Source organism: Actinophytocola sediminis, assembly GCF_054779715.1.
On the sequence record NZ_BAAGXS010000021.1, the window covers coordinates 177,321 to 202,799 of the forward strand.

At 71.4% G+C, this 25,479-nt stretch carries 24 protein-coding genes; 12 read left to right on the forward strand and 12 right to left on the reverse strand.

Annotation, left to right across the window (positions count from 1 at the left end):
- Positions 1 to 8: 8 nt before the first annotated feature.
- Positions 9 to 1,901, forward strand: a complete 1,893-nt coding sequence (locus ACYVIP_RS14755; RefSeq protein WP_460396338.1) for an ABC transporter ATP-binding protein — start codon at positions 9 to 11, stop codon at positions 1,899 to 1,901.
- Between the two features lie 14 nt (positions 1,902 to 1,915).
- Here ACYVIP_RS14755 and ACYVIP_RS14760 read toward each other — a convergent pair whose 3' ends face one another.
- From ACYVIP_RS14760 to ACYVIP_RS14775, 4 genes are read right to left on the reverse strand one after another with little or no spacing between them, the layout of a single operon-like run.
- On the reverse strand, positions 1,916 to 2,284 hold the full coding sequence (locus ACYVIP_RS14760; RefSeq protein WP_460396340.1) for a DUF1801 domain-containing protein: 369 nt from the start codon (positions 2,282 to 2,284) through the stop codon (positions 1,916 to 1,918).
- Between the two features lie 60 nt (positions 2,285 to 2,344).
- Positions 2,345 to 2,926, reverse strand: a complete 582-nt coding sequence (locus ACYVIP_RS14765; RefSeq protein ID WP_460396342.1) for a nucleotidyltransferase family protein — start codon at positions 2,924 to 2,926, stop codon at positions 2,345 to 2,347.
- Positions 2,927 to 2,936: 10 nt separating this feature from the next.
- A complete protein-coding gene (locus ACYVIP_RS14770) occupies positions 2,937 to 3,791 on the reverse strand; it encodes an NAD(P)H-binding protein (protein ID WP_460396344.1) in 855 nt (284 codons plus the stop codon).
- Positions 3,788 to 4,660, reverse strand: coding sequence for an SDR family oxidoreductase (locus ACYVIP_RS14775; RefSeq protein ID WP_460396346.1), 873 nt, complete (start codon positions 4,658 to 4,660; stop codon positions 3,788 to 3,790). Before ACYVIP_RS14775 ends, ACYVIP_RS14770 begins: the two co-directional genes overlap by 4 nt.
- 87 nt (positions 4,661 to 4,747) lie before the next feature.
- Here ACYVIP_RS14775 and ACYVIP_RS14780 point away from each other — a divergent pair, with 87 nt between their 5' ends.
- The 3 genes from ACYVIP_RS14780 (at position 4,748) to ACYVIP_RS14790 (ending at position 7,469) form a co-directional block, all read left to right on the forward strand.
- Positions 4,748 to 5,506: a TetR/AcrR family transcriptional regulator gene (locus tag ACYVIP_RS14780; protein WP_460396348.1), complete on the forward strand. Its 759-nt coding sequence runs from the start codon at positions 4,748 to 4,750 to the stop codon at positions 5,504 to 5,506.
- Positions 5,503 to 6,189, forward strand: coding sequence for an alpha/beta hydrolase (locus tag ACYVIP_RS14785; protein ID WP_460396350.1), 687 nt, complete (start codon positions 5,503 to 5,505; stop codon positions 6,187 to 6,189). The genes ACYVIP_RS14780 and ACYVIP_RS14785 overlap by 4 nt, the downstream gene beginning before the upstream one ends.
- A 74-nt stretch (positions 6,190 to 6,263) precedes the next feature.
- Positions 6,264 to 7,469: an LCP family protein gene (locus ACYVIP_RS14790; RefSeq protein ID WP_460396352.1), complete on the forward strand. Its 1,206-nt coding sequence runs from the start codon at positions 6,264 to 6,266 to the stop codon at positions 7,467 to 7,469.
- Positions 7,470 to 7,473: 4 nt separating this feature from the next.
- Here ACYVIP_RS14790 and ACYVIP_RS14795 read toward each other — a convergent pair whose 3' ends face one another.
- Positions 7,474 to 7,929, reverse strand: a complete 456-nt coding sequence (locus ACYVIP_RS14795) for a peroxiredoxin (protein WP_460396354.1) — start codon at positions 7,927 to 7,929, stop codon at positions 7,474 to 7,476.
- A 33-nt stretch (positions 7,930 to 7,962) separates the two neighbouring features.
- On the opposite strand from ACYVIP_RS14795, the gene ACYVIP_RS14800 reads away from it, so the two are divergent.
- Complete coding sequence (locus ACYVIP_RS14800; protein WP_460396356.1) at positions 7,963 to 8,547, forward strand: hypothetical protein; 585 nt, start codon at positions 7,963 to 7,965, stop codon at positions 8,545 to 8,547.
- A gap of 7 nt (positions 8,548 to 8,554) precedes the next feature.
- Here ACYVIP_RS14800 and paaI read toward each other — a convergent pair whose 3' ends face one another.
- Complete coding sequence (gene paaI / locus ACYVIP_RS14805; RefSeq protein ID WP_460396404.1) at positions 8,555 to 8,920, reverse strand: hydroxyphenylacetyl-CoA thioesterase PaaI; 366 nt, start codon at positions 8,918 to 8,920, stop codon at positions 8,555 to 8,557.
- Positions 8,921 to 9,034: 114 nt separating this feature from the next.
- On the opposite strand from paaI, the gene icmF reads away from it, so the two are divergent.
- Together icmF and ACYVIP_RS14815 are read left to right on the forward strand one after the other, a co-directional pair.
- Entirely contained in the window at positions 9,035 to 12,277 is a 3,243-nt protein-coding gene (gene icmF, locus ACYVIP_RS14810) for a fused isobutyryl-CoA mutase/GTPase IcmF (RefSeq protein WP_460396358.1), read from the forward strand.
- Between the two features lie 14 nt (positions 12,278 to 12,291).
- Positions 12,292 to 13,155: a 3-hydroxybutyryl-CoA dehydrogenase gene (locus tag ACYVIP_RS14815; RefSeq protein WP_460396406.1), complete on the forward strand. Its 864-nt coding sequence runs from the start codon at positions 12,292 to 12,294 to the stop codon at positions 13,153 to 13,155.
- Between the two features lie 66 nt (positions 13,156 to 13,221).
- Here ACYVIP_RS14815 and ACYVIP_RS14820 read toward each other — a convergent pair whose 3' ends face one another.
- Both ACYVIP_RS14820 and ACYVIP_RS14825 read right to left on the reverse strand, forming a co-directional pair.
- Positions 13,222 to 14,670 (reverse strand): S1 family peptidase, encoded by a 1,449-nt coding sequence (locus tag ACYVIP_RS14820; protein WP_460396360.1) that lies wholly within the window; start codon positions 14,668 to 14,670, stop codon positions 13,222 to 13,224.
- Positions 14,671 to 14,788: 118 nt separating this feature from the next.
- Positions 14,789 to 15,760, reverse strand: a complete 972-nt coding sequence (locus ACYVIP_RS14825) for a LysR family transcriptional regulator (protein WP_460396362.1) — start codon at positions 15,758 to 15,760, stop codon at positions 14,789 to 14,791.
- A 126-nt stretch (positions 15,761 to 15,886) separates the two neighbouring features.
- Here ACYVIP_RS14825 and ACYVIP_RS14830 point away from each other — a divergent pair, with 126 nt between their 5' ends.
- Both ACYVIP_RS14830 and ACYVIP_RS14835 read left to right on the forward strand, forming a co-directional pair.
- On the forward strand, positions 15,887 to 16,744 hold the full coding sequence (locus ACYVIP_RS14830; protein ID WP_460396364.1) for an oxygenase MpaB family protein: 858 nt from the start codon (positions 15,887 to 15,889) through the stop codon (positions 16,742 to 16,744).
- A complete protein-coding gene (locus ACYVIP_RS14835; protein WP_460396366.1) occupies positions 16,741 to 17,346 on the forward strand; it encodes a TetR family transcriptional regulator in 606 nt (201 codons plus the stop codon). The genes ACYVIP_RS14830 and ACYVIP_RS14835 overlap by 4 nt, the downstream gene beginning before the upstream one ends.
- Here ACYVIP_RS14835 and ACYVIP_RS14840 read toward each other — a convergent pair.
- Positions 17,313 to 17,963 (reverse strand): TetR/AcrR family transcriptional regulator, encoded by a 651-nt coding sequence (locus ACYVIP_RS14840; RefSeq protein WP_460396368.1) that lies wholly within the window; start codon positions 17,961 to 17,963, stop codon positions 17,313 to 17,315. The genes ACYVIP_RS14835 and ACYVIP_RS14840 overlap by 34 nt on opposite strands.
- Before the next feature lie 151 nt (positions 17,964 to 18,114).
- Here ACYVIP_RS14840 and ACYVIP_RS14845 point away from each other — a divergent pair, with 151 nt between their 5' ends.
- From ACYVIP_RS14845 to ACYVIP_RS14855, 3 genes are all read left to right on the forward strand, one after another.
- On the forward strand, positions 18,115 to 20,709 hold the full coding sequence (locus ACYVIP_RS14845) for a bifunctional FO biosynthesis protein CofGH (RefSeq protein ID WP_460396370.1): 2,595 nt from the start codon (positions 18,115 to 18,117) through the stop codon (positions 20,707 to 20,709).
- Positions 20,710 to 20,788: 79 nt separating this feature from the next.
- Positions 20,789 to 21,874 carry an S-(hydroxymethyl)mycothiol dehydrogenase gene (locus tag ACYVIP_RS14850; RefSeq protein WP_460396372.1) on the forward strand — a complete coding sequence of 362 codons (1,086 nt, stop codon included), beginning with the start codon at positions 20,789 to 20,791 and terminating at the stop codon, positions 21,872 to 21,874.
- Between the two features lie 122 nt (positions 21,875 to 21,996).
- Positions 21,997 to 23,244 carry an aspartate aminotransferase family protein gene (locus ACYVIP_RS14855; protein WP_460396374.1) on the forward strand — a complete coding sequence of 416 codons (1,248 nt, stop codon included), beginning with the start codon at positions 21,997 to 21,999 and terminating at the stop codon, positions 23,242 to 23,244.
- Between the two features lie 15 nt (positions 23,245 to 23,259).
- Here the strand turns inward: ACYVIP_RS14855 and ACYVIP_RS14860 are convergent, their stop codons facing one another.
- The 3 genes from ACYVIP_RS14860 to ACYVIP_RS14870 are packed head-to-tail and all read right to left on the reverse strand — an operon-like array spanning position 23,260 to position 25,368.
- Positions 23,260 to 24,198, reverse strand: coding sequence for an SRPBCC family protein (locus ACYVIP_RS14860; protein WP_460396376.1), 939 nt, complete (start codon positions 24,196 to 24,198; stop codon positions 23,260 to 23,262).
- Positions 24,191 to 24,508, reverse strand: coding sequence for an ArsR/SmtB family transcription factor (locus ACYVIP_RS14865; protein ID WP_460396378.1), 318 nt, complete (start codon positions 24,506 to 24,508; stop codon positions 24,191 to 24,193). Before ACYVIP_RS14865 ends, ACYVIP_RS14860 begins: the two co-directional genes overlap by 8 nt.
- A 32-nt stretch (positions 24,509 to 24,540) precedes the next feature.
- Positions 24,541 to 25,368, reverse strand: a complete 828-nt coding sequence (locus tag ACYVIP_RS14870; RefSeq protein ID WP_460396380.1) for a class II fructose-bisphosphate aldolase — start codon at positions 25,366 to 25,368, stop codon at positions 24,541 to 24,543.
- Positions 25,369 to 25,479 lie beyond the last annotated feature (111 nt).

Genomic DNA, 25,479 nt, shown 5'->3' on the forward strand with positions numbered 1-25,479 from the left:
GTTGACCGATGCGGGGGAGAGAGAGGGAGTACGTGGAAGGCACGTGGCAGATCATGCGTGGCTCGATGCACGCGGCGGACGCACCGAAGGGGCTGCACAAGGGCACGATCAAGCGGGTGTACCGGTTCGCCGGGCCACACCGGGGCAAGCTGGTCGTGTTCCTGGCACTGACCGTGATCTCGGCGGTACTGGCGGTGTCCACGCCGTTGCTGGCCGGGCAGGTCGTGGACGCGATCGTCGGCGGGCACGAGGTGTCGCTGGTGGTGTGGCTCGCGGTGGCGATCGCGGGGGTGGCCGTGCTGGACGCCGGGCTCGGCCTGGCCGAGCGGTGGCAGTCCGCGCGCATCGGCGAGGGGTTGATCTACGACCTGCGGCGCGCGGTGTTCGAGCATGTGCAGCGGATGCCGGTGGCGTTCTTCACCAGGACGCGTACCGGCGCGTTGGTGAGCAGACTGAACAACGACGTGATGGGGGCGCAGCGGGCGTTCACCTCGACGTTGGCCGGTCTGGTGACCAACGTGATCCAGCTGTTGCTCTCGGTAGCGGTGATGATGACGTTGTCCTGGCAGGTGACCGCGCTGGCGCTGGTGCTGCTGCCGATCTTCGTGCTGCCGGCGCGGCGGATGGGCCGGCGGATGGCCGACCTGCAGCGGGAGTCCTCGACCCTGAACGCGTCGATGACCACCCAGATGACCGAGCGGTTCTCGGCGCCGGGCGCGACGCTGGTGAAGCTGTTCGGGCACCCGAAGGCGGAGGTCGCCGAGTTCGGCGGCCGGGCGGAGCGGGTGCGCGACATCGGGATTCGCACGGCGATGCTCACCCGGTGGTTCATGACCAGCCTGACGCTGGTGTCCGCGCTCGCGCAGGCGCTGGTCTACGGCCTCGGCGGGTATCTGGCGATCACCGGGGCACTGGCGCCGGGGACGGTGGTGGCGCTGGCGTTGTTGCTGACCCGGCTGTACACGCCGCTGACCGCGCTGGCGAACGTGCGGGTGGACGTGATGACCGCGCTGGTGTCGTTCGAGCGGGTGTTCGAGGTGCTCGACCTGAAGCCGATGATCACCGAGACGGAGTCGCCGAGGACGGTGCCCGAGGGTGGCGTGTCGGTGGAGTTCGCCGACGTGCGGTTCGGGTATCCGGCGGCGGACAAGGTGTCGCTGGCGTCGCTGGAGGAGGTCGCGGTACTCGACCAGCGGGGTGGCGAGGAGGTGCTGCACGGGGTGTCCTTCGAGGCTCGGGCTGGGCAGATGGTGGCGCTGGTCGGGTCGTCGGGGGCGGGCAAGTCGACGATCGCGTCGTTGGTGCCCCGGCTCTACGACGTGGAGGCCGGCGCGGTTCGACTGTCCGATGTGGACGTCCGGGAGCTGTCGTTCGACGCGTTGCGGGACACGGTCGGGGTGGTGACCCAGGACGGTCACCTGTTCCACGACACGATCCGCGCGAACCTGGCGTACCCGAGGCCGGCGGCGACCGATGAGGAGATCTGGGACGCGCTGACCCAGGCCCGCCTGGCGACGCTGGTGCGGTCGCTGCCCGACGGCCTGGACACCGTCGTCGGCGAACGCGGGTACCGGTTGTCCGGCGGCGAGCGGCAACGACTGACGATCGCGCGGCTGTTGCTGGCTCGGCCGAGGGTGGTGATCCTCGACGAGGCGACCGCGCACCTGGACTCGGAGTCGGAGGTGGCCGTGCAGGAGGCGTTGACCAGTGCGCTCGTCGGGCGTACGTCGCTGGTGATCGCCCACCGGTTGTCCACCGTGCGCGCCGCGGACCAGATCCTGGTCGTGGAGGACGGCCGGATCGTGGAGCGCGGTGACCACGACACGCTGCTCGCGGCGAAGGGGCGGTACGCGGAGCTGTACCGGACCCAGTTCGCGAACCAGTCGGCGGCCGCCGCCTGAGTCCGCCGCGTGCGTCAGCCGAGCATGTCGGTCTGCCTGGCGATCGCGTCGCGGACCAGCGCGGTGAGCTGGTCGGCGTGCTCGACGGCGCGGGCGTGTGGGGTCTGGCGTAAGTAACGGCCTTCGCCGCGCAGCAGGCGGGCCGGATCGTCGAGCAGGGCGCCCTTGTGGAACATGAGGGTGACCCCACGAGCGGTGACGGCGATGGCGCACAGCCAGTGGTGCCAGTCGCCGTCGGCGGTGAACGTGAGCCGGCCCCATTTGACGGCCTCGTCGAGGTTGTCGGCTGCGGCGTGCACGATGGCGGCGAGCTCGTCGATCTCGGTGCGGCGGTCGGCGTGCCGGTTCAGCCAGTCCTCGGCCTCTGCCGGTCGGGTGTTCATGACGGACCTCCTTGTCGGATGTGGTGCCACCATGACACGGGGGTCCGACAGTTCTGGATGTCAGCCGGGGAGGTCCTCTGGGCGGTCCACGTCGTCGCCGGTGGCGATGTCCTCGCAGGGCACCGGGGTGGGGTGGTGGGCGGCGAGGTAGTGGCGGGCGCCGGCGTCCCCGGTGGCCTGGTCGATGACGGCGGCCCAGTGGTCGCGGCCGATCAGCACCGGGTGGCCGGGCCGGCCGTCGTAGGTGGCCCTGGCGAGCACGCCCGGGGCGGCCAGCGCGGCAAGCCGTCTCACGGCGGCCGAGGTGACCCCCGGGGTGTCGACCGGGAGGACGACGGCGGCCGACGCGTCCGTGCCGGCGGTGGCGATGGTGGCGATGGCGGCCAGCCCGGTACGCAGCGAGGAGCCCATGCCGGTCGTCCAATCGGGATTGTCCACAATGGAGGACCCGGGAAGGCTGGCGGCGGCCCGGACTTCGGCGGCCGACGCACCGAGCACCACGATGACCGGAGTGCAGCCGGCGGCGTGCAGCACGCGGTTGGCGCGCTCGACGAACAACGAGCCGCGGTGGCGGACAAGCGCTTTCGGCATCCCGAACCGCCGCCCGGCGCCGGCGGCGAGCAGCACCCCCGCGACTCCCACGCCGCCGAGCCTAGTGCCAATGCCCAGAACGGGCGGCAGGGGCGAACTCGGTGGCGTGGTCGGCTGCCCATTCGGTGAGGGTGCGGCCGCGTCTGCCGGTCACCTCCTCGAATGCTCGGGACACCGGCGCCGGCGTCGCCGGGTGGGCCAGGAACATGTGGTCCACCACGTCCTCGGGCAGGCCGAGCCCCACCAACTCCGCCCGCGACCGCTCCCGCGTCACCTGCTCGAACCCCACTGGCCGGCCGATGCCCGCCGCGATCGCCGCCACCTGTTCGCGCATCGTCAACGACTCCGGCCCGGTCAACTCGTAGCGGCGACCGTGGTGGCCGTCGGTCAGCAACGCCGCCACCGCGACCTCCGCGATGTCCGCCTCGTGCACCGGCGCCCCGCTCGCCTCCGGGAACGCCACCCGCACCACGCCGTCCGCCCGGATCATCGGTGCCCAGCAGTCGAGCTTGTTCACCGCGAACTCGCCCGGCCGCAGGATCGTCCACGCGCACCCCGACGACTCCACCGCCCGCTCCATGCCGAACAGCGAGTCCGACGACCCCAACATCACCAGCCGCCGGACGCCCGCCCGCGCCGCCACCTCCACCAGCGACCTGGTCTCCGCCACGTCGGCCATGCTGCGCAACACCGGAGCCAGGTACGCCAACGGGAACACGAACATGCCGGCCACCCCGGCGAATGCGTCCACAAAGGACTCCGGGTCGGCGAGGTCGCCGCGCACCACCTCCACTTCGGACGGCAGGCCGGCTTCGGCCGGCGAGCGGGTCACCGCGCGGACCCGCTCGCCTGCCCGCACCAACCCCGCCACCACGTGCCGGCCGACGTTCCCGGTCGCGCCGGTCACCAGGATCACCGGAAGTCCGCCACGTGATCGCGCGCCCACTCCGCATACGTCCTCGGCGGCCGACCCAGCACGTCCTCGACCGTCGGCAGTGGCTTGATCATCTGGTCCCACTCCTCGGTCGTGTACTCCGGGATCTCCGTGGGGGAGTACGCCTCGAAGCCCGTCAGGAAGTCCGCGTTGGCCGCCGCCCAGCCGCCGTGGGACTTCAGGATCTCCCTGGCACGCGCCGCGGTCACCTGCTCGACGCGCACCTGCTCGCCAAGCGCCTCCCCGATCGCCCGCGCCTGGTCACGCGCGCTGAGCCGCTCCGGGCCGGTCAGGTCGTAGGCCGTGCCGTGATGCCCGTCGCCCACCAACGCCGCCACGCCGACCGCCGCGATGTCCGCCTCGTGGATCGGCAGCCCCCGCCAGTCCGGCGCGTGGTGGCGCACCACCCGCTCCGCCCGGATCGACGGCCCCCACAACCGCAACGAGTTCGACGCGAACTCGCCCGGCCGCAGGTGGGTCCACACACACCCGGACGCCTCCACCGCCTGCTCGACCGGGAACTGGTAGTCGGTGTCCAACCCTGCCGACACCGCGCCGGAGGACAGCGTCACGATGCGTTCCACGCCCGCCCGCCGCGCGGCGGCCACCACCGCCACCGCGGTGCGCGGCTCGGGGAACAGGAACATCCGGTCAACGCCGGCGCACGCCTCGGCCACCGAGGACGGGTCGAGCAGGTCGCCCCGAACCACCTCGACCCCCGCCGGCACGGACACGCCGACCGGGGTCCTGGTCATGGCCCGCACCTGCTCGCCCGCCGCCGCCAACCGCGACACCACGTGCCGGCCGACGAAACCTGTCGCGCCGGTCACCAAGATCGTCAACGCCTTCACCTCGCCTGAAAATGGGTACGATGTACGCATAGATTAAACAGATGGGTGCGGTGTACGCAAATAGCATTCCCTACGATGGGCCCCGATATGACGACCTCGGATGACACCTCGGCCAGCTTCGGCGGCTCGGCCGCCGCCGCGCGCAGCATGGAACTGCTGTGGGGCACCAAGCCGCCACCCAGTCGGGGACGAAAACCAGGTATGACCATCGAACGGATCGTCGCCGCGGCCATCGAGGTCGCCGACGCCGAAGGCCTGGACGGCCTGTCGATGCGCCGGGTGGCCGACGCGCTGGGCGTGGGCACCATGTCGCTCTACCGATACGTGCCGTCCAAGGCCGAACTGCACGACCTGATGCTCGACACGGTCACCGGCGAGGACCTGCCGATGGACCTCACCACCGGCGGCTGGCGGGCCGGGCTGACCCGGTTCGCCACGCTCAGCCTGGACGGCTACCTACGCCACCAGTGGCTGCTGCGCGCGTCGCTGACCAGAGGCGCGATGGGTCCCAACCAGACCGCCGCGCTGGACAGCGTGCTCGCCGCGATCGACGGGATCGGCCTGACCGGCGGGGAGAAGATGGCCCTGGTGGAGCTGGTGACCAGCTACGCCCGCGGCGTCGCCCAGCAGCGGATCGACGCGGCCATCGCCCACCAGCGCAGCGGCCTGTCCGACGAGCAGTTCTGGACCGACTTCGCCCCACTGCTCGACAGTCACCTCGACGAACACCGTTTCCCCGCACTGACAACGCTGTTCCGCGCCGAGAACGTCGACTGGGTGGACTCCTTCGACTTCGGCCTCGCCCGCATCCTCGACGGCATCGAGCGACTGGTCCAGACCAAATGACGGGGCCGTCACTGCGGGCGTTCGGGTCGGCGGCGCCGCGGGCGATCGTGCTGGTGCTGCACGGCGGCCAGCAGACCAGCACCGCCCCGGCACACCGCTTCCGGCCCGCCTACCTGCGGATGCTCCCGTTCGCCCGCGACCTGGCCAGGGTGGGCCGGCGGGCCGGGCTCCGGGTGCTGGCGATGCGCTACCGGTACCGCGGCTGGAACGGCGCCGCGATGGACCCGGTGGCCGACGCCAGAACCGTGCTCGCGCGCGTGCACCAGCGCCCCCCGGACGTCCCGGTCGTGCTCGTCGGGCACTCGATGGGCGGCCGGGTCGCGTTACGGGTGGCCGACGACCCCGCGGTCGTCGGGGTGTGCGCGCTGGCGCCATGGACCCCCGACGGCGAGCCGGTGGCGCAGCTGGCCGGGCGGACCGTGCTGCTGGCCCACGGCACGCACGACACGATCACCGACCCCGACCTGTCCTACGCCTACGCGTTACGCGCCAAGGAGGTCACCGACACCACCTGCCGGTTCGAGATACGTGACGAGACCCACGCGATGCTGCGCCGCGCGGGCGAATGGCGGCTGTTGGTGCGCCAGTTCACCCTCGGTGTCCTGGACGTGACCGAACTGGACCACGTCATCGGTAGCGCACTGGCCAAATCGTCGCCGGACGGGTTGAGAGTGGTGCGCTGAGTGATGTCTCGTACGGTGGAGCGCAACCTCCTTGGCGGCCCCCACGTCTTGGGAGACGACGGAAGGTTGGGGAGATGAGCTACGGCTATCCGCAGGGCGCACCGCGTCGACCTGAGCCGGGCCGGGGGCCCGGTTACGGTCCGCCGCCAGGTCAGCGTCGTCCTGCCTATCACGAGACCCGCGCGCTGCCACTGCCGCCGACCGAGCAGCCGCCGCCACGCCGCGGCGGTCCGCCGCCCGGTCGCGACCGCTACGACCGCCGGCCGGAAGGCCCGCCGCCGGACGGCTACGGTCCGCCGCCGCGCCAGCCGCGTCCACCGCGCAAGCGCCGGTTCGGCCGCAAGCTGCTCATCTTCTTCATCGTCCTGCTGCTCGGCCTCGGCGGCGTCTGGCTGTGGCTGGACACCTCGCTCAACCGCGTGGAGGCCCTGGCCGACTACCCCGGCCGCCCGGCCGAGGGCGCGGGCACCAACTGGCTGATCGTCGGCTCGGACAGCCGCGAGGACCTGTCCGCCGAACAGCAGGGCGAGCTGACCACCGGCGACGTCGCCGGCAAGCGCACCGACACGATGATGTTGTTGCACGTCCCGGACAACGACACCAAGCCGACCCTGATCAGCCTGATGCGGGACTCCTATGTGGAGATTCCTGGCCAGGGCAAGAACAAGCTCAACGCCGCCTACGCCACCGGCGGCCCGCCGCTGCTCGCGCAGACCGTCGAGGTCAACACCGGGCTGCGGCTGGACCACTACGTCGAGGTCGGGCTCGGTGGCTTCGCCGATGTCGTGGACTCCGTCGGCGGCGTGGAGATGTGTATCGACGAGCCGATCGACGACCCGTTGGCCGGGCTGAAGCTCGAGGCGGGCTGTCAGGAGCTCGACGGCGCGCAGGCGCTCGGCTACGTGCGCACCCGGGCGACGCCGCGTGCCGACTACGACCGGGTCATCCACCAGCGGGAGTTCATCGGCGCGCTGACCGACAAGATCGCCAGCCCCGGCACGTTCCTCAACCCCTTCAAGCTGATCCCGGTGATGGCGAGCGCGCCGGACGCGGTGACCGTCGACGATGGCGACCACCTGCACCACCTGCCGAGCCTGGCGTTCGCCATCGGCGGCGCGAGCGACGGCAGCACGCTGTCGACCACGGTGCCGATCGGCGGCTCGGACCGGGTCGACGTCGGCGCGGTGCTGCTGTGGGACGAGGACAAGGCGGGCCGGATGTTCGAGGCCCTGCGCAACGATCAGCCGGTGCCAGAGGACACGATCACCGAGACGCCGTGACCGCTCACGCCGACCGGGCCGCCAGCACCGCGAGGGCCCGGTCGGCGTGCACGGCCATCCGCAGCTCGCTCTTGATCACCTCGAGCACCGTGCGATCGGTGTCGATCACGAAGGTCTGCCGCCTGGTCAGCAACGGCCCGAACGAGCGCCGCACGCCGAACTGGGTGGCCACCGCGCCGTCGGGGTCCGACAGCAGCGGATAGTCGAAGGCGTGCTTGTCGCTGAACTCCTGCTGCCGGTCGACCGCGTCCGGGCTGATGCCGACCCGGCCAGCGCCCGCCTTGGCGAACTCGGCGGCCAGATCACGGAAATGGCAGCTCTCGGCCGTGCAGCCCTTGGTCATCGCCGCCGGGTAGAAGAACAGCACCAGCGGGCCGTCGGCCAGCAGGCCCGACAGCGTGCGTGGGGTGCCGGTCTGGTCCGGCAGGGTGAAGTCCGGGGCGAGGTCGCCTGGCTTCATGAGGGCCTCCTGGCCTTGGCATGATCGCGTTCCATGGACCCTAGTCGCATCGCCCGGCTACTGACCGAGGCCCTGTCGCCCGCGGTCGTGGTCGTCGTCCTCCCGCTCGCCGTCGCCTGGCACGCCACCGACGGGTCACTGGCCGCGACCGTGGGTTGGGGTGCGCTGGCCGCGGTGTTCTTCAGCGTGCTGCCGATGCTGTTCCTGGTGCACGGCGCGCGCCGGGGCCGCTGGGACGGGCACTGGGTCCGCGACCGCGAGCACCGCACGGTCCCGCTGGTCATGTGCCTGCTGTCCGCGCTGGCGGGGATGGCGCTGATGCTGGTGTTCGACGCGCCGACCGCGGTGGTGGCCATGGCCCTGGCCATGATCAGCACGTTGTTGGCCTGTCTGGTGATCACCCGCTGGTGGAAGATCTCGGTGCACGCGACCGTCGCCGGGGGAGCGGTGGCGATGGTGACCTTCCTCTACGGGCCGTGGCTGCTGCTGCTCATCCCGCTGGTGGCGCTGGTCTGCTGGTCGCGGGTGGCGGTCACCGACCACACGGTCGGCCAGGTCCTCGCCGGTGCGGTGCTCGGCCCGGTGGTCGGCGGGGCGATCTTCCTCGCCGTGTGGTGACCGAGGGTCAGCGGATCGTGCGGCTGCGGCCGCGGAACTCGGCGATGACGTCCTGGTCGCGACTCACGGTGACGTCGTAGATGCCGCTGCGGCCGTAGGTCACCCGCTCGCGCGCGCTCGCGGTCAGCTCGTCGCCCAGTTTGGCCGAGGCCACGAACGTGATGTCCGCGCCGGCGGCCACGGTCACCGGTCCGTGGCTGTTGCACGCGCAGGCGAACGCGGTGTCCGCGAGCAGGAACACGAAGCCCCCGTGAGCGATCCCGTGGCCGTTGACCATGGTCTCCACCACGGTCATCGACACCACGGCGAAACCGGTCCCGGCGTCCACCAGCGACATGCCAAGCGACCGGGAAGCGAGGTCGTCGGCCAGCATTCTGCGCACCGATTCGGGGATCACGCTGGTCATCATCGCAGGTCGGCGTCCCCTTCTGGCGAGACCTGGGCCACAATGGTTGCACGTACGAAAGTAGGACATCAAACTATTCTTATGAGCACCGCCGCGCTGTACCGCCCCGAGCACCCGGTTCGGTTCGTCACCGCCGCCAGCCTGTTCGACGGGCACGACGCGGCGATCAACATCATGCGTCGCATCCTGCAGTCCCAGGGCGCGGAGGTCGTGCACCTCGGGCACAACCGGTCGGTGCGCGAGGTCGTCGCGGCCGCCGTCCAGGAGGACGTCCAGGGGGTGGCCATCAGCGCCTACCAGGGCGGCCACGTCGAGTACTTCAGCTACCTGGTCGAACTGCTCGCCGAGCACGGCGCCGGGCACATCAAGGTCTTCGGCGGCGGCGGTGGCGTCATCGTGCGCGAGGAGATCGACCTGCTGCACGCCAGGGGCGTCGCGCGCATCTTCTCCCCGGACGACGGCCAGCGACTCGGCCTCGCCCGGATGATCAACACGATGATCGAGGCCTGCGACACCGACCTGGCCGAGCGGCCGGCGCCCCCGCTGGACGCCCTGTTCAGCGGGCACCAGGACGCGCTGGCCAGGATCCTCACCGGGATCGAGGCCGGCAGGCTCGCCGAGGACACCCTGAGCGCCATCCGCGCCGCGGCCGCGCGCCGCCAGGTGCCCGTGCTCGGCATCACCGGCACCGGCGGCTCCGGCAAGTCCTCGCTCACCGACGAGCTGGTCCGCCGGCTGCGCGTCGATCAGCAGGACAAGCTGCGGATCGCGGTCATCGCGGTCGACCCGACGCGCAGGCGCGGCGGCGGCGCGCTGCTCGGCGACCGGATCCGGATGAACTCGCTCGACGGGGACCAGGTGTACTTCCGCTCGATGGCCACCCGCGGCGCCGGCAGCGAGGTGCCCGCCGGCCTGACCGACGCGATCGCCGCGGCCAAGGCCGCCGGCAACGACCTGGTGATCGTCGAGACCCCGGGCATCGGCCAGGGCGACGCGGCCATCGTGCCCTATGTGGACACCTCGCTGTACGTGATGACTCCCGACTTCGGCGCCGCCTCCCAGCTCGAGAAGATCGACATGCTGGACTTCGCCGACGTCGTGGCGATCAACAAGTTCGAGCGCCGGGGCGCGGAGGACGCCCGCCGCGACGTCGCCCGTCAGCTGGTGCGCAACCGTGAGGCGTTCGGCTCCTCCTGGGAGGACATGCCGGTCTTCGGCACCAGCGCGGCCACCTTCGACGACGACGGCGTGACCGCGCTGCACCACCACCTGCGCGCGCTGCTGGCCGAGCGCGGCCTGCCGGTCAGCGAGCCGGTGCTCGCACCGGTCGATGGTCGGGTGTCCACCCGCGCGGCGACCATCGTGCCGCCCAAGCGGGTGCGCTACCTCGCCGAGATCGCCGAGGCGGTCCGCGACTACCACCGGCACACCGACGAGCAGGTCGCCGCCGTGCGCGAGCGGGACGCGCTCACCACCGCCAGCCTCGCGCTGCACCGGGCCGGGTCGTCCACTTCGGACATCGACGAACTGGTCGCGGAGGCCCGTCGGCGGGTCGAGCGGGACACCGGGGAACTGCTCGACCGCCATCACGCGCTCGCCAAGGACTATGCCGGCGAGGAGCTGGTGGTGCGGGTCCGGGACCGGGAGCTGCACACCGCGCTGTGGCGGGAGACGTTGTCGGGCACCAGGATCCCGAGGGTCGCGCTGCCCAGGTACGACGAGGACGGCTCGCTGCTTCGCTTCCTGCGCAAGGAGAACCTGCCGGGATACTTCCCGTTCACCGCCGGGGTGTTCCCGTTCAAGCGCGACGGCGAGGACCCGGCGCGGATGTTCGCCGGCGAGGGCGACGCGTTCCGCACCAACCGCCGGTTCCGTTACCTGTCAGCGGGTTCGGCCGCGACCAGGCTGTCGACGGCGTTCGACTCGGTGACCCTCTACGGGCACGACCCGGACACCCCGCCCGACATCTACGGCAAGGTCGGCACCTCCGGCGTCTCGATCGCCACGCTGGCGGACATGAAGGCGCTCTACGACGGGTTCGAGCTGACCGCACCGTCCACTTCGGTCTCGATGACGATCAACGGCCCGGCGCCGACGATCCTGGCGTTCTTCCTGAACACCGCGATCGACCAGACCGTCGACCGGTTCGTCGCCGAGCACGGCCGCGAGCCAGGCGAGGGGGAGCTGGCCGAGCTCACCGCGTGGACGCTGGCCAACGTGCGCGGCACCGTGCAGGCCGACATCCTCAAGGAGGACCAGGGCCAGAACACCTGCATCTTCTCCACCGAGTTCTCGCTGCGGATGATGGCCGACATCCAGGAATGGTTCATCCAGAACAAGATCCGCAACTTCTACTCGGTGTCCATCTCCGGCTACCACATCGCCGAGGCCGGCGCGAACCCCATCAGCCAGCTGGCCTTCACCCTGGCCAACGGGTTCACCTACGTCGAGTCCTACCTCGCCCGCGGCATGCACATCGACGACTTCGCGCCGAACCTGTCGTTCTTCTTCTCCAACGGCCTGGACGCCGAGTACAGCGTGATCGGCCGGGTCGCCCGGCGGATCTGGGCGGTGGCGATGCGGGAACGCTACGGGGCCAACGAGCGGTCGCAGAAGTTCAAGTACCACGTGCAGACCTCCGGCCGCTCGCTGCATGCCCAGGAGATGCACTTCAACGACATCCGCACCACGCTGCAGGCGCTGTGCGCGCTCTACGACAACTGCAACTCCCTGCACACCAACGCCTACGACGAGGCGGTCACCACGCCGACGGAGAGCTCGGTGCGCCGCGCGATGGCCATCCAGCTGATCATCAACAAGGAATGGGGCCTGTCGAAGAACGAGAACCCGCTGCAGGGCTCGTTCGTGATCGACGAACTGACCGACCTGGTCGAGGAGGCGGTGCTCGCCGAGTTCGAGCGGCTCTCCGAGCGCGGCGGCGTGCTCGGCGCCATGGAGACCGGCTACCAGCGCGGCCGGATCCAGGACGAGTCGATGGGCTACGAGCAGCGCAAGCACGACGGCTCGCTGCCGCTGATCGGCGTGAACACGTTCCTGCCAAGCGCCGACAACGCCGAGGAGCCGCCGGTGATCGAGTTGGCCAGGGCCACCGAGCAGGAGAAGCGCTCCCAGGTGGAGCGCACCCGGGAGTTCCGTGGCCAGCACGAGGAGCAGGCCCAGGCGGCGCTTGGCCGGTTGCGCGAGGCGGTCGCGAGCGGGTCGAACGTTTTCGGCGTGCTGATGGACGCCGCTAGGGTGTGCACGTTGGGCCAGATCACCGAGACCTTCTTCGAGGTCGGCGGGCAGTACCGGCGGAACGTATGACGGAGGCGTTGGGGTTGTCGGACATCGAGCGGGTTGGCGTCGTCGGCTGCGGCCTGATGGGTTCGGGCATCGCGGAGGTGTGCGCGCGGGCCGGGTTGGACGTGGTGGTCAACGAGGTCGCCAGGGACGCGTTGGCCGCCGGCCAGGCCAGGATCGAGAAGTCCCTGGCCCGCGCGGTCCGCAACGGCAAGCTCGACGACGACGGGCGGGCCTCGGCGCTCGGCCGGATCCGGTTCACCACCGACCTCGGCGAGTTCGCCGACCGCCAGTTGGTCGTCGAGGCCGTGGCGGAGAGCGAGCAGCTCAAGACCGACGTGTTCACCTCGCTGGACAAGGCGGTCGCCGACCCGGCCGCGATCTTCGCGTCGAACACCTCGTCGATTCCGATCATGAAGCTGGGCATGGCCACCTCCCGGCCCCAGCAGGTGATCGGCATCCACTTCTTCAACCCGGTCCCGGTGCTCAAGCTGGTGGAGCTGGTGCCATCGTTACTGACCGACGACGCCACCCGCGAGCGCGCCGAGTCCTTTGTGGAAACCAAGCTGGGCAAGGAGGTCATCCGCTCCCAGGACCGCGCCGGCTTCGTGGTCAACGCGTTGCTGGTGCCCTACCTGCTCTCGGCGATCCGGATGCTGGAGTCCGGCTTCGCCTCCGCGGCCGACATCGACACCGGCATGCAGCAGGGGTGCGCGCACCCGATGGGCCCGCTCGCGCTGACCGACCTGATCGGCCTGGACACCACCAAGGCCATCGCCGAGTCGATGTACGCGGAGTTCAAGGAGCCGCTGTACTCCCCGCCGCCGCTGTTGCTGCGCATGGTGGATGCCGGACTGCTCGGCAAGAAGAGCAGTCGCGGCTTCTATGACTACGGCGGCTGACTACGGCGGCTGACTGGCGGCTGACCCGCCGCGACGCCGGGGCCGACGTCGCGGCGGTGCCCGGAACTACGGGCTGGTCATGCCGAGCGTGTACTGGCCGGAGCCGCTGTAGGCGTGCACCCGGTACCGGTAGTAGCCGGACGTTCCGTTGTAGGACACCGTCTCGTCGGCGTTCGGGGTGGTTCCGCTGGCCACGTTCGCCCACGCGGAGCCGTTCCACTTCTGCAGGTACAGGTCGAAGTCCGCGCCGGACGGGCCGTCGAGGCAGCCGAGGTGCGTGCCGGACGAGTTCGACACGTAGTAGCTGTTGTTGGGCTGGTAGCCGCTCGCCCCGGAGCTGAGGCTGCCCGAGCCGGTCGACTCGGAGTCCTCGCAGTCGCCAGGCGGGTTCGGGTCGCCGCCGCCGCTGGTGACCAGCGTCAGGTTGTAGGCCTGCAGGATCTCGTTCACCGGCTGGAAGTACGTGGTGCCACCGGACGAGCAGTTGCCAGACCCACCGGAGGTCACGCCCTGGGCCTGGCCGCCGGCCAGCAGCGAGCCGCCGGAGTCACCCGGCTCGGCGCACACCGACGTGCGGATCAGGCCGGACACCGTGCCCTGCGGGTAGGTCACCGACGCGTTGCGCGCCTGGATCGTGCCGCAGCGCCACCCGGTGGTCGACCCCGACCGGCACACGGTCGAGCCGACCGCCGCGTCCTGCGAGCCGGCGACCGCCACCCGGCCGCCGGAGTAGTTGTTGACCGCGCCGATCATCGTGTTGCCCGAGCCGACCCTGACCCAGGCGTAGTCGTTGCCGGGGAAGCTCGACCCGGCGAACTGCCCGGTCGGCTGCGAGGTGGCGGCCCCGCTGTTGCCACAGTGGCCGGCGGTGACGAAGCCGCCGGTGACCGAGAAGCCGACCGAGCAGCGGCTGCCCCCGATGTAGTAGGCGTTGCCGCCGACCACGTCGATCAGCGGCCGGGGCGCCTCGGTCGACCTGACCACCCGCACGGCGTCCCGCGCGACCCCGCTGGCCTCGACGAACCGCCACGCGGCGGCGACCGAGCCGGCGTTGACCACCACCGCGTTCGCGGTGACGTCGACATACCAGCTGGCGACGCCTGCCGGCGCGGCCGCCCGCTTGGCGTCCAAAGTGGACCTGACAGCGTCCAGTTCGGACGCGGAGTACCTGACCAGCCGTGGCTCGGCGCCGCCCGCCCGTGCCGAGTCAGCCGCCGCGGTGTCGGTGACCGCGACGACCAGCGTGTCGCCGGTGCTGGTCAGCCAGCCGCCGGCGTAGCTGTCGCCGAGTTCCTTGCGCAGCCGCAGGTCCGTCGTGCTCGCGCGGTCCTCGGCGGCCAGCCTCGCCTCGGCCTGGTCCTCGGTGAGGTCGAGATGACGCGCGACCGCGGCCAACATGCCGTTCGGGTCAGGGGCGTTGTCGTCTGGTGGTGGGGACGCGGCCGCCGGTACCGCCATCGCGGTGACCATGAGCATGGCCGCGGCCAGGATGCCAGCCTTGAGTCTTCGATCCATGTTTCCGTGTCTCCCTTTGACAACCGGTGCAGGGTGGATCAACAAGGGAGACGCTAGAGCCGGAGCCGGTCGGTGTGGGCATACCAGCTTGGCCATACCGCCGGGCTTATGCCCGAGGTCAGCTGGCCGAGACCGCCGTGGCGCCGAACCGGGGATGTCCGGCCAGCCAGCGGGCGTAGGTCGGGCAGTGCCGCAGGGAGTCGGTGTAGGCGGCCGTGGCGTACTGGTGCATCTTGGTGGCCACCGCGTCGGCGGGCGCCTCCGGATGCCAGCCGATCAGGTGCCGCCAGCGCAGCGGCGCGCCGGCCAGCGGATAGGCCCGCATGTCGGACAGCTCGCGGAAGGTCGGCTGGACCAGCGCCACCGCCTGACCACCCGCCACGAGGTCCATGCACACCCGCAGATCGGTCTCGTACATGGGTTTCGGGGTGAACCCCGCCCGCGCGCACGCGGCCGCGAAGCACGCGGAGAAGCAGCCGTCGCCCGGCGCGGCGACCCAGCGCGCGTCCGCCAGCCCGGCGAGGTCGACCTCGTCCCCGCCGGCCAGCGGGTGGTCGTCGCACAGCAGCACACCGACCGCGTCGACCGCGATGGGCCGCCACTCGAGGCCGTGCTCGCTCGGCGGCTGCATGTCCCCGCAGATCCCGACGATCGCGAAGTCCAGCCGCCAGGCGGCGACCATGTCGACCAGCTCCCGCGCCGACCACGAGGTGTGCGGGATGACATTGGCCTCCGGCCGGTCGTCCGACAGCAGCCGCACCAGCCCGCTGACCATCGAGTTGCCCGTCGAGCCGATCCGGCAGCGGATGGTCGCCTGGTCGGTGCCCGACAGCCGGACCGCGGTGTCGCGCAGGTCCTCGACGGCCGGGAGCAGGATTCGGGCCCGGTCGAGCACCAGCTCGCCGAGCGGGGTCGGTCGCGTGCCGTCGCGCCCGCGCTGGAACAGGGGACCGCCCAGGGTGCGCTCGATGCGGTTGAGCTGCGCGGTGAGGGCGGGTTGAGCGAGGCCGAGTCGGGCGGCGGCCTTGGTGATGCTGCCGCTCTCGGCCACGGCACAGACGACCCGAAGGTGCCGAAGCTCAAGCTCCATGAGATGACGCTAAGGGGCGAATCGGTCACCGGGAAGAGCCAAAGGGCCGTTTCCGGTTCCCCCACCCGACGACTCCGTGATACAAAGATGCACGAATGTCTCATCGACTCAGCGGGGAGAGTGGGCGTGACCACGAGCGAGCACGCACGGGTCGAGGTCGAGCTGCCGGGACCGGGGTCACTGCACTGGCGGTGGGCGGGTGAGACCCGCGGCTACCTCATGCTGGTCAAGGCCGGTCTGCTGCAGCTGATGCACCCCGGCCTTGGCGCCGGCGTCGAGCAGCACTCCGACTTCTTCAACGAGCCGTGGGAGCGGGTGCTCCGGTCGGTCCCGCAGATCCAGGGCGTCACCTTCGACTGGCCGGACGGGGCCGGCACCGCACACCAGATCCGCGAGTACCACAACCACATCAAGGGCGTCGACGGTCAGGGCAGGCGTTACCACGCGCTGGACCCGGAGGTGTTCTTCTGGGCGCACGCGACGATCTTCGACGCGCTGTTCCAGATGATCGACCTGTTCGACCACCCGATGAGCGAGGCGGACAAGGAGGACCTGTACGCCGAGACGCGCCGGGTGTTCCGCGCCTACGGGGTCAGCGACCGGATCGTGCCGCCGGACTGGGCGAGCTTCCTCGCCTACTTCGACCGGATGTGCCGCGAGGAACTGGTGATCACCCCGGCCGCCAGAGGGCTGATCGAGTTCGCCAAGGAGCCGCCGGCCACCTTCCCGCTCGTCCCGGCCCCGCTCTACCGCCTGCTGCGCAAGCCGTCCGCCAAACCGCTGTGGTGGCTGTCGGTCGGCACGCTGCCGGCGCCGGTCCGCGAGCAGATCGGCGAGCGCTGGACCGACCGCGACGAGCGGTGGCACCGCCAGGTCCGGCGCGCGGTCAGCGTGTCCACGCGCTTCGTGCCCTACCGCCTCCGGTACACCGAGCGCGCCCGCGCGGGCTACCGGCGTGCCGGGGTGGGACCCCTGGGCCGGTGAACCTGCTCGACCTGGTGCTCAACGGCCCCGAGACCGACACCGTCGGCGAGTCGATCGTGGACGCCGCGATGGCGGAGTTCCTCACCTACGGCCTGCGCCGGACCAACGTGGACGTCGTCGCCCGCCGCGCCGGCGTGTCGCGGGCGACCCTGTACCGCCGGTTCGTCGGCAAGGACGCGCTGGTCCAGGCCGTGCTGGTGCGGGAGTCGCGGCGGTTCTTCGCCAGCATCGCGGCCGCCGTGGCCGACCTGGACACCCCGCGCGCGCGACTGGTGGAGGGCTTCGTCGTCGGCGTCCGCTTCGCGCGCACCGACCGGCTGCTCAACCGGCTGCTCGCCTCCGACCCGGAGGCGCTGCTGCCCTACCTGACGACCAACGGCCACCTGGTGGTCGCGGCCGCGCGGGACTTCCTCGTGCGCCAGGCGCCGGACGCGCCACCGCCGGCGGCCGGCCGCACCCAGGACGGCGTCGCCGAGGTGTTCGTGCGCCTGGCGATCTCGTTCACGCTCATGCCCCAGAGCGCCATCCCGCTGGACACCGACGACGCCGTGCGGGCCTTCGCGACCGGCTATCTTGCGCCGCTGATGGGCTCGGCCGGCTGAGCGAGCACGGCGTCGATCAGCATCCGCAGATCGGCCTTGGTGTGGGCCCATCTGGCGTCCAGCGCGGTGGTGTCCGCGCTGGGCAGGCTGGTGAGCAGCACGCCGCGCACGGCGAACATGGCGGTGTAGACCACCTGGCGGAACCGCTCCTGGTCGGTGTGCTCGGCGAAGGCGGACAGGACGTACTCCACCAGCTTCGCGCGCGCCGCCGGCTCCACCTCGGCCACCTGGGCGCGCAGCTCGGGGTCGGTCCGCGCGGCCAGCCACAGTTCGATCATCGCGTACCGGTACGGGCCGCAGTGGGCGTCCCACAGCAGGTCGAGCGCGGCGTCCAGCGGGTCGTCGGCCGCGCGCACGTCGTCGAGCCGCTCCAGTGCCAGCTCCGTGCGCTTGGTCACCAGATGGCGGATCGCCGCGGCGATCAGATCGGCTCTGGTGGGGAAGTGGTGCACCTGCGCGCCGCGGGTCACGCCGGCGATCTCGGTGACCTTCGTGGTCGTGGTCGCCTGGTATCCGCACCGGTCAAGGCACACGACGGTAGCGTCGAGCAGCCGCAGGCGCATGGCGGCGCGGCGTTGCTGCTGGGTGAGTCCAGTCTTGGATCTTCGTGGGGACATCGCACCGAAGTCTATTTCGCGAAGGCCCGTTTGCGGAGCGAATCGGACAGGGTGTGGCGGCGCGCCCCGGAATGATCGGCAACCGATCGGGGTTGTCGGGGAACATGGGCACTAGCTTGGGGACCTACCGACCGCGCGCTCGCCAGGAGGAATGCCCGTGACCGAGGGTTTCGTGCCGACCGAGTCGGCACTTCGGCGGGCACTGCGCCGGGCGGGCGACGGGGTGGCGCTGGATCGGACCGAGGCCGAGACGCTGCTGCACGCGCGTGGCGAGCAGCTCGACACGCTGCTGGCCGCGGCGTCGCGGGTGCGCGACGCCGGGCTGGCGGCCGCCGGCCGGCCAGGAGTGATCACCTACTCGCGCAGCGTCTTCGTGCCGCTCACCAAGCTCTGCCGGGACCGGTGTCACTACTGCACGTTCGCCACCGTGCCCGGCCGGGTGCCATCGGCGTTCCTGAGCGAGGACGAGGTGCTCGACATCGTTCGCCGGGGCGCCGAGCTCGGCTGCACGGAGGTGCTGTTCACCCTCGGCGACCGGCCGGAGGACCGGTGGAGCGCGGCGCGGGAGTGGCTGGACGAGGCGGGCTACCCGGACACCCTCTCCTACGTCCGGGCGATGTCGATCAAGGTGCTGGAGGAGACCGGGGTGCTGCCCCACCTCAACCCCGGCGTGCTGAGCTGGACCGACTTCCAGCGCCTCAAGCCGGTGTCGGCGTCGATGGGCATGATGCTGGAGACCACCGCGACCCGGCTGTGGTCGGAGAAGGGCGGGCCACACTACGGCTCGCCGGACAAGGAGCCCGCGGTCCGGCTGCGGGTGCTCGAGGACGCCGGCCGCAGCTCGGTGCCGTTCACCACGGGCATCCTGATCGGCATCGGCGAGACGCTCGCCGAGCGGGTCGACTCGCTGTTCGCCATCCGCGGCATCGCCCGGCAGTACGGCGGCATCCAGGAAGTCATCGTGCAGAACTTCCGCGCGAAACCGGACACCGCGATGGCCGGCATGGCCGACGCGACGGTGGCCGAGCTGGCCGCCACGGTCGCGGTCGCGCGGCTGGTGCTCGGTACGAAGATGCGCATCCAGGCGCCGCCGAACCTGATCGGCGGCGAGTTCGAGCTGCTGCTGCGCGCGGGGATCGACGACTGGGGCGGGGTCTCCCCGATCACCCCGGACCACGTGAACCCGGAGCGGCCGTGGCCGGGAGAGGAGACGCTGGCCGAGCACACGTCGGCGTCGGGGTTCACGCTGGCCGAGCGGCTGCCGATCTACCCGGAGTACGTGCTGCGCGGCGAGCCGTGGCTGGACCCGAGGGTCGCCGGGCACGTCGCCGCGCTGGCCGACCCCGCGACCGGCCTGGCCGTTCCCGGCCGGGTGCCGGCCGGCCTGCCGTGGCAGGAGCCGGAGGTCGCGCTGGTCGCGTCCGGGCGCACCGACCTGCACGCCTCGATCGACACCGACGGCCGCACGGCCGACCGGCGCGACGACTTCGACTCGGTCTACGGCGACTGGGAGTCGCTGCGCTCGCAGGTGGCCGCCATGCCGTCGCTGACCGCGCCCGGACCGGCGGGCGGGCTGCGCCGGGAGTTCTCCGCCGCGCTGCTGCGCGCCGAGGCCGACCCGAGTGGACTGTCCGACGAGGACGCGCTGCTGCTGTTGTCGGCCGGCGATGGCACGGAGATCACCGCGCTGGCCGCGCTGGCCGACGACCTGCGCCGGGACGCGGTCGGCGACGAGGTCACCTACGTGGTGACCAGGAACATCAACTTCACCAACGTCTGTTACACCGGGTGCCGGTTCTGCGCGTTCGCCCAGCGGCGTACCGACAGCGACGCGTACACGCTCTCGCTCGAGCAGGTCGGCCAGCGGGCGTCGCAGGCGTGGTCGGTCGGCGCGACCGAGGTGTGCATGCAGGGTGGCATCCACCCCGACCTGCCGGGCTCGGCGTACTTCGACATCGCCGCGGAGGTCAAGCGCCAGGCCCCCGAGCTGCACGTGCACGCCTTCTCCCCGATGGAGGTGGTGAACGGGGCGTCCAGGACGAACCTGTCCATCCGGGACTGGCTGATCGCGGCCAAGGAGTCCGGCGTGGACTCGCTGCCGGGCACCGCGGCGGAGATCCTCGACGACGACGTGCGCTGGATCCTGACCAAGGGCAAGCTGCCGACCGCGGCGTGGATCGAGGTGGTCACGACCGCACACGAGATCGGCCTGCCGACCACCTCGACGATGATGTACGGCCACGTCGACAACCCGAGCCACTGGGTGGCCCACCTCAAGCTGATCAGGGACCTGCAGGCGAGGTCCGGTGGCTTCACCGAGTTCGTGCTGCTGCCCTTCGTGCACACCAACGCGCCGCTCTACCTGGCCGGCATCGCCCGCCCCGGCCCGACCCACCTGGAGAACCGCGCGGTGCACGCCCTGGCCCGCCTGCTGCTGCACGGCCGGATCTCGAACATCCAGACGAGCTGGGTGAAGCTGGGCGACCCCGGCGTGCTCGACGTGCTCCGCGGCGGCGTGAACGACCTCGGCGGCACGCTGATGGAGGAGACCATCAGCCGCATGGCCGGCTCGGAGAACGGCAGCTACAAGACGATCGCCGACCTGGAGGCCCTGGCACACGCCGCCGGCCGCCCCGCCCGCCAACGCACCACGACCTACGGCCAGGTCCCCGAGGAACGCCTGACCGCGGGCCGAGCCCACGACGGCGTCTGGCGCCCCAACCTGCTCCCGCTCGTGAACAACTGACCCGGCCGCCTCCCGTCGCCGCGCCCGCCCGGCTGGTAGAAGTACGGGTAAGCAACGGTGCATGGAAGGTGGGCGGCTCATGGCTCAGCAGGTTCTCGGTGTCATCGCCAGGTCGAAGGGGGCGCCGGTCGAGGTCGAGACGATCGTGGTGCCCGACCCCGGCCCCGGCGAGGCGGTGGTCCAGGTGCACGCCTGCGGCGTCTGCCACACCGACCTGCACTACCGCGAGGGCGGCATCAACGACAGCTTCCCCTTCCTGCTCGGGCACGAGGCGGCCGGCGTGGTCGAGGAGGTCGGTGAGGGCGTCACCGACCTCGAGCCGGGCGACTACGTGATCCTCAACTGGCGGGCGGTGTGCGGCACCTGTCGCGCCTGCCTGCGCGGCCGCCCGTGGTACTGCTTCTCGACCTTCAACGCCACCCAGTCGATGACCCTCACCGACGGCACCGAGCTGACCCCCGCCCTTGGCATCGGCGCGTTCGCCGAGAAGACTCTCGTCCACAGTGGACAGTGCACGAAGGTCGACCCGGACGCCTCGGCGGCCGCGGCGGGGCTGCTCGGCTGCGGGATCATGGCGGGCATCGGCGCCGCGGTGAACACCGGCGCGGTCACCAGGGGCGACAGCGTGGCGGTGATCGGCTGTGGCGGCGTTGGCAGCGCGGCCGTCGCCGGCGCCGCGCTCGCCGGCGCCACCACGATCATCGCGGTCGACCTGGACGACCGGAAGCTCGACTGGGCCAGGAAGTTCGGCGCGACGCACACCGTCAACGCCACCGACACCGACGTCGTCGAGGCGGTCCAGGCGCTGACCGGCGGGTTCGGCACGGACGTGGTGATCGAGGCGGTCGGCCGGCCGGAGACCTGGAAGCAGGCCTTCTACGCCCGCGACCTGGCCGGCACCCTGGTGCTGGTCGGCGTGCCGACCCCGGACATGCGGCTGGAGATGCCGCTGATCGACTTCTTCTCCCGGGGCGGCTCGCTCAAGTCGAGCTGGTACGGCGACTGCCTGCCCTCCCGCGACTTCCCGTACCTGATCGACCTGTACCGCCAGGGCAAGCTCGACCTGGACGCGTTCGTCACCGAGAAGATCACCCCCACCCAGGTCGAGGAGGCCTTCACCAAGATGCACGCCGGTGACGTACTCCGCTCGGTAGTGGTCTTCTGACGAACGCCCTGAATGCCTCATTCAGGACGCTCAACGTCCTCAATGAGGCATTCAGGGCATGTCACTAGCCACATCGGCCGACCAGTCGTAGGATTGTCGACAATCTACGGGAGGTTGGGCTGATGGCTGCGTTGTCCCCGATTCTGAAGCAGGCGACACCGGTGCTCGCCGAGCGCGGCGAGGGGGTGTACCTCTACGCCGAGGACGGGCGCCGGTACCTGGACTTCACCGCCGGTATCGGCGTGACCAGCACCGGACACTGCCACCCCCGGGTGGTCGCGGCCGTGCAGGAGCAGGCGGCCAAGCTGATCCACGGCCAGTACACGACGGTCATGCACCGGCCGCTGCTGACGCTGTCCGAGCGCCTCGGGTCAGTGCTGCCCGAGGGGCTGGACGCGCTGTTCTACGTCAACTCCGGCAGTGAGGCGGTCGAGGCGGCGCTGCGGCTGTCCCGGCACGCCACCGGGCGGCCCAACGTCGTGGTCTTCCACGGGTCCTTCCACGGCCGGACCATCGGCGCGGCGTCCATGACCACCTCGGCGACCAAGTTCCGCGCCGGGTTCGCGCCGTTGATGGGCGGGGTCGTGGTGGCGCCGTTCCCCACGGCCTACCGCTACGGCTGGAGCGAGCAGGAGGCCACCCGGTTCGCGCTGCGCGAGCTGGACTACGTGCTGCAGACGATGACCGCCCCCGCGGAGACGGCCGCGTTCTTCGTCGAGCCGGTGCTGGGCGAGGGCGGCTACGTGCCGGCCAACAGCGAGTTCCTGCGCGGCCTGCGCGAGCGGGCCGACCGGCACGGCATCCTGCTGGTGGTCGACGAGGTGCAGACCGGCTTCGGCCGCACCGGCCGGTTCTGGGGCCACGACCACTTCGACGTGCGCCCGGACGTCGTGATCACCGCGAAGGGGCTGGCCAGCGGCTTCCCCATCTCGGCGATCGCCGCGCCGACCGAGCTGATGGCCAAGGCATGGCCCGGCTCGCAGGGCGGCACCTACGGTGGCAACGCGGTCGCCTGCGCGGCCGCGCTGGCCACGTTGGACGTCGTGCAGTCCGAGCACCTGGTGGAGAACGCGGCCGACATGGGCACACGGCTGCGCGAGGGCCTGGCCAAGGTGGCCGCCGACGTGCCGGCCATCGGTGACGTGCGCGGGCTGGGCCTGATGCTGGGCAACGAGTTCGTCGACCAGGACGGCGACCCCGACCCGGCCACGGCCGCCCGCGTGCAGCAGGCGGCATCGGCGGCCGGGTTGTTGCTGCTCACCTGTGGTGCGGCGGGCAACGTGGTGCGGATGATCCCGCCGCTGATCGTGACCGCCGAGCAGATCGACGACGGCCTGGCGCTGTGGCGGGAGGCGGTGGCCGCGCGCTGAGTCAGAGCTGCTGGTTCAGAGCGTCGCCGTGTAGTGCTTGACCAGCTCCTCGGCCCGGTCCGCCGGCCAGGGGCGGTCCTCGCCGGCGCTCGCGGCGAAGAACTGCTCCAGCCGCGCCTGCCAGCCGGCGAGCGCGGTGGCACGCAGGTCGGCCAGGTCGGCCGGCACGGTCTGGGTCACCTCGACCCGGACGCCGAGCGTCTCGTCGGCGACGATCGTCCAGCTGACCGTGCCGGCGGGCCGGCCGTCGTGCAGCCATTCGTAGGTCAGCTCGTGCGGGGCGTTCGCGGTGCGCAGCCGGCCGGCCGGCACGAGCGGGTTGGTCGCCGGTGCCGGTGGCTCGCCGGTGGGTTCGGTCCCGCCGGTGAGCAGCGACCACACCTCGGCGGGCGGCTTCCAGACCAGGTCGCGGGCGAAGCGCAGCGCGAACCCGTCCTCGGTCGGGGTGACCGTGCCCTCGGCGAGGCCGAACTCCTCGATGTAGCGCTCCATCGGGGTCAGCCAGTGCGCCGGCGGCGCGGGCTCGCGGCCGTCGAGGCCGGCGGTCAGGATCGCCAGGCAGGTGTCCCAGCCGGCGGCGGTGCGCCCGGCGCCAAGGCGGCCGACCCAGTCGCCGCCGAGGGTGTGGGTGAACACCAGCCGGCAGCCGTCGCCGTCGGGGATCAGCTCGAAGCGCAGCACGTCCTGGTTCCAGCGGAACATGAACACCCTCGGCGCGTCGGCCTCGAGCACCTCGCCGTCCCAGGCGCCGTCGACCACCGCCTCGTCCGGGAACGTGAAGCGCATCGGCGCGCCTGCCCGGAGCTCGACCTCGACGGTCGCCGGGAACCAGTTGGCCAGCTCGGCCGGCTCGGTCACCGCGCGCCACACCTTGGCCGGCGAGTGGCGCAGCCCGCGTTCGAGGCGCAACACCGCCTGGCCCTCGATCGTGCGTATGGTCGCGCGCTCACTCATCGGGTTCCTCCATCTGGTCAAGGTGTTCTTCCAGTGCGTCCAAACTGGACGTCCACATTCGATGGTAGGGCGCGAGCCAGGTGTCCAGCTCCACCAACGGTTCCAGGCGCAGCCGGTACCAGCGCCGCTGCGCGTCCCGGCGCACCTCGACCAGGCCCGCGCCGCGCAGCGCCTTGAGGTGCTTGGACACCGTGGGTTGGCTCAGCGCCAGCCGGTCGACCAGCTCGCCGACCGGGCGCTCACCATCGCGCAGGAGGTCGAGGATCTCCCGGCGGCGCGGCTCGGCCAGGACCTCGAATGTAGATGCCACGTGGGCAATATAGCCGAGATGGCATGTATGGGCTAGGCCAGGACTCCCAGCAGGCGGGTGACCTCGGCGGCGACCGCGTCCCTGGCCGCGCCGAGGTACTTGCGGGTGTCCACGACCTGCGGGTCCTGCGCGAGAAACGCGCGGACGGCGGCGGTGAACACCTTGTTCAGCTGAGTGGCGATGTTGATCTTCGTCATGCCGCTGGCGATCGCCAGGCGCAGGTCGTCGTCCGGCACGCCGGAGGAGCCGTGCAGCACCAGTGGCACCGGGACCGCCGCGCGCAGCGCCGCGATGAGGTCGTGGTCGACCCGCGCGTCCTGGCGCAGCATCGCGTGCGAGGTGCCGACCGCGACCGCGAGCGCGTCCACCCCGGTGGCATCCACAAAGGACCGTGCCTGGGCCGGGTCGGTGCGCGCGCCCGGCGCGTGCACGCCGTTCTTGCCGCCCACCTCGCCGAGCTCGGCCTCCACCCACACCGAACGGGCGTGACAGTGCGCCACCACGGCCGTCGTGGTCGCCACGTTGTCCGGATAGGACATCGTGGACCCGTCGTACATGACCGAGCCGAAGCCGAGCTCGATCGCCTCGTGCACCAGCGCGACGTCGGTGGCGTGGTCCAGGTGCACCGCGACCGGCGTCGAGGACGTGCGGGCGATGGCCAACACCGCCCGCGCCAACGGTTCCAGCCGGCCGTGGTAGCGGACCGCGTTCTCGCTGAGCTGGAGCACCACCGGCGCGCCGGCCGCCTCCGCACCGGCCACCAGCGCCTGCGCGTGCTCGAGCTGGATCACGTTGAACGCGCCGACCCCCCGGCCGGCGATGGCCGCGGGGTTGACGATCTCAGCGGTCGGGGTGAGCATGTGGTCCCTCCACCTCGATGACCGGCGCGAGCCGCCGGTAGATGTCCAGATCGACGTCGCCGGCCAGCGGGCTGGCGACCGCCGCCGCGGACAGCGCGACGGCGTCGGCCA

Coding starts and splice junctions, on each gene's coding strand:
- ACYVIP_RS14755 (WP_460396338.1), top strand. CDS start 9: ATGCGGGGGAGAGAGAGGGAGTACGTGGAAGGCACGTGGCAGATCATG.
- ACYVIP_RS14760 (WP_460396340.1), bottom strand. CDS start 2,284: ATGAACACCCGACCGGCAGAGGCCGAGGACTGGCTGAACCGGCACGCC.
- ACYVIP_RS14780 (WP_460396348.1), top strand. CDS start 4,748: ATGACGACCTCGGATGACACCTCGGCCAGCTTCGGCGGCTCGGCCGCC.
- ACYVIP_RS14785 (WP_460396350.1), top strand. CDS start 5,503: ATGACGGGGCCGTCACTGCGGGCGTTCGGGTCGGCGGCGCCGCGGGCG.
- ACYVIP_RS14790 (WP_460396352.1), top strand. CDS start 6,264: ATGAGCTACGGCTATCCGCAGGGCGCACCGCGTCGACCTGAGCCGGGC.
- ACYVIP_RS14795 (WP_460396354.1), bottom strand. CDS start 7,929: ATGAAGCCAGGCGACCTCGCCCCGGACTTCACCCTGCCGGACCAGACC.
- ACYVIP_RS14800 (WP_460396356.1), top strand. CDS start 7,963: ATGGACCCTAGTCGCATCGCCCGGCTACTGACCGAGGCCCTGTCGCCC.
- paaI (WP_460396404.1), bottom strand. CDS start 8,920: ATGCTGGCCGACGACCTCGCTTCCCGGTCGCTTGGCATGTCGCTGGTG.
- icmF (WP_460396358.1), top strand. CDS start 9,035: ATGAGCACCGCCGCGCTGTACCGCCCCGAGCACCCGGTTCGGTTCGTC.
- ACYVIP_RS14820 (WP_460396360.1), bottom strand. CDS start 14,670: ATGGATCGAAGACTCAAGGCTGGCATCCTGGCCGCGGCCATGCTCATG.
- ACYVIP_RS14825 (WP_460396362.1), bottom strand. CDS start 15,760: ATGGAGCTTGAGCTTCGGCACCTTCGGGTCGTCTGTGCCGTGGCCGAG.
- ACYVIP_RS14840 (WP_460396368.1), bottom strand. CDS start 17,963: ATGTCCCCACGAAGATCCAAGACTGGACTCACCCAGCAGCAACGCCGC.
- ACYVIP_RS14845 (WP_460396370.1), top strand. CDS start 18,115: ATGCCCGTGACCGAGGGTTTCGTGCCGACCGAGTCGGCACTTCGGCGG.
- ACYVIP_RS14850 (WP_460396372.1), top strand. CDS start 20,789: ATGGCTCAGCAGGTTCTCGGTGTCATCGCCAGGTCGAAGGGGGCGCCG.
- ACYVIP_RS14855 (WP_460396374.1), top strand. CDS start 21,997: ATGGCTGCGTTGTCCCCGATTCTGAAGCAGGCGACACCGGTGCTCGCC.
- ACYVIP_RS14860 (WP_460396376.1), bottom strand. CDS start 24,198: ATGAGTGAGCGCGCGACCATACGCACGATCGAGGGCCAGGCGGTGTTG.
- ACYVIP_RS14870 (WP_460396380.1), bottom strand. CDS start 25,368: ATGCTCACCCCGACCGCTGAGATCGTCAACCCCGCGGCCATCGCCGGC.